Below are 2,276 nucleotides of genomic sequence, written 5' to 3' on the forward strand. Positions count from 1 at the left end.
GCCGCCCTGCTGGCCGCCGCCGTATCCACCCTGGCCGCCGCGGCCGGTGGTCTTGGTGACCTTCGCCGTGGCGTTGCGCAGGCTGGCGCCGACCTCGTCGACATCCAGCTCATAGACCGTGCGCTTGACCCCTTCGCGATCCTCGTAGGACCGCTGCTTCAGTCGGCCCTGCACGATGACGCGCATACCACGCTGGAGCGACTCGGCGACGTTCTCCGCGGCCTGACGCCACACCGAGCACGTGAGGAAGAGGCTCTCGCCGTCCTTCCACTCGTTGGTCTGTCGGTCGAACGTACGGGGAGTGGACGCGACACGGAACTTCGCGACCGCCGCACCGGACGGGGTGAAGCGCAGCTCGGGGTCGTCGACGAGATTGCCGACGACCGTGATGACGGTCTCGCCTGCCATTGGGGGAACCTCTCGGCGGGTACTGCTGGGCTGCTTGCTACTCGTTGCGATTCGGCCCGATGACCGCTGAACGCTTACGCGGTCAGTGGGTCTCGGGACGGAGGACCTTGGTCCGGAGGACCGACTCGTTCAGGTTCAGCTGGCGGTCGAGCTCCTTGACGACCGCGGGCTCGGCCTGCAGGTCGATGACCGAGTAGATGCCCTCGGGCTTCTTGTTGATCTCGTACGAGAGACGACGACGGCCCCAGGTGTCGACCTTCTCAACCTTGCCGTTGCCCTCACGGACGACGGAAAGGAAGTTCTCGATCAGCGGGGAGACAGCGCGCTCCTCGAGATCGGGGTCGAGGATGACCATCACCTCGTAGTGACGCATGTGGAACCCACCTCCTTTGGACTCAGCGGCCACGGTCGATCCGTGGCAGGAGGGTCGTGATGCGTACCGCGTCGGCGTCTGTGCAGACACCACCGCGGACGGTACACACTACCCGCCGACCGCCGCCGGGTTGAAATCCGGCCGCCTGCCGCCGCAATCTGTACACATCGGGTGTGAGCGGCGTTACAGTTTCGCCGCTTTGCCATATGCGCCCATACGGAGGTGCCCCATGGCACAGGTAGCACGACCGCACCACGGACTCCTCTCCTTCCTCGACACCGACGGCAAGCCCCATCCCGTCGAGAACTCCTTCGCCGCGGCGACCCTGCTGATCGGCGTGATCGCGTTCATCACCGCTCATTTCCCCCATCTCCACCTGGTCAGCTCGTGGATGGGCCTGGTCGGCATCATCACCGGACTGTGGGGACAGCTGATCTCCGCGACCACCGGGGAGCGCTTCCTGCTGATCATCGGGCTCGGCGCAGCAGGTGTCGGTTTCTATCTCGGCATGGCACACGGCGGCCTCTTCGGCGGTGTGCTGGGCTGAGCTCAGGCCCGGTCCCTTGCCCCCGGGCCCAAACGGGGCGCTCCCTTGTCGCAGTAGGCTTCGGCGCGAGAGCCGGAGCCCCGACCCTGGGGACAAACCTGCCGAGGAGCGCCCCGCATGAGCTTGACCCTGAGGACGATCAGCCGAGAGCAGCATCTGGCGTACATCCAGAGCCTGCCCGCGGCCAGCCACATGCAGGTCCCGGCATGGGCGGACGTCAAGACGGAGTGGCGCTCGGAGAGCCTCGGCTGGTTCGACACTGCCGGCCAGCTGGTCGGCGTCGGCCTCGTCCTCTATCGGCAGCTGCCCAAGATCAAGCGCTATCTCGCCTATCTGCCCGAGGGCCCGGTCATCAACTGGTACTCGCCGCACCTCGAGGACTGGCTGCGCCCGATGCTCGCGCACCTCAAGCAGCAGGGCGCCTTCTCCGTGAAGATGGGCCCGCCGGTCATCATCCGCCGCTGGGACGCCGCCGCGATCAAGTCCGGCATCCAGAACCCGGATGTCAAGCGGCTGCGCGACATCGAGGCCACGTTCATCGAGCCGCGGGCCTTCGAGGTCTCCGACCGGCTGCGCCGCATGGGCTGGCAGCAGGGCGAGGACGGCGGGGCCGGCTTCGGCGATGTCCAGCCCCGGTACGTCTTCCAGGTGCCGCTGGAGAACCGCTCTCTGGAAGATGTCCACAAGGGCTTCAACCAGCTGTGGCGGCGCAACATCAAGAAGGCCGAGAAGGCCGGCGTCGAGGTCGTCCAGGGCCAGTACGAGCATCTGGCGGAGTGGCAGCGGCTCTACGAGATCACCGCGGAGCGCGACCACTTCCGCCCCCGCCCGCTCAGCTACTTCCAGCGCATGTGGCAGGCCCTCAACAGCGAGGACCCCAACCGGATGCGGCTTTACTTCGCCATCCACGAGGGCGAGGCCGTCGCCGCCGCCACCATGCTGATCGTC

Annotated in this window: 4 protein-coding genes; 2 read left to right on the plus strand and 2 right to left on the minus strand. The window is 66.9% G+C overall.

Translation table 11 applies throughout. From position 1 onward, the window contains the following. Positions 1-408 (minus strand): single-stranded DNA-binding protein (locus CCN51_RS46065; RefSeq protein ID WP_086860918.1); only part of this gene is annotated, 408 nt, incomplete at its 3' end. Between the two features lie 82 nt (positions 409-490). Then, complete coding sequence (gene rpsF, locus CCN51_RS46070) at positions 491-781, minus strand: 30S ribosomal protein S6 (RefSeq protein ID WP_014177942.1); 291 nt, start codon at positions 779-781, stop codon at positions 491-493. Positions 782-1,010: 229 nt separating this feature from the next. Between rpsF and CCN51_RS46075 the strand changes: the two genes are divergently transcribed. Both CCN51_RS46075 and CCN51_RS46080 read left to right on the plus strand, forming a co-directional pair. Further along, positions 1,011-1,328, plus strand: coding sequence for a hypothetical protein (locus CCN51_RS46075; protein WP_014177943.1), 318 nt, complete (start codon positions 1,011-1,013; stop codon positions 1,326-1,328). Between the two features lie 117 nt (positions 1,329-1,445). Continuing rightward, positions 1,446-2,276, plus strand: an 831-nt coding sequence (locus CCN51_RS46080; protein ID WP_086860920.1) for a lipid II:glycine glycyltransferase FemX, incomplete at its 3' end; no start/stop codon positions are given.

The organism is Streptomyces milbemycinicus, assembly GCF_002154605.1.
GTDB classification, from domain to species: Bacteria; Actinomycetota; Actinomycetes; order Streptomycetales; family Streptomycetaceae; genus Streptomyces; species Streptomyces milbemycinicus.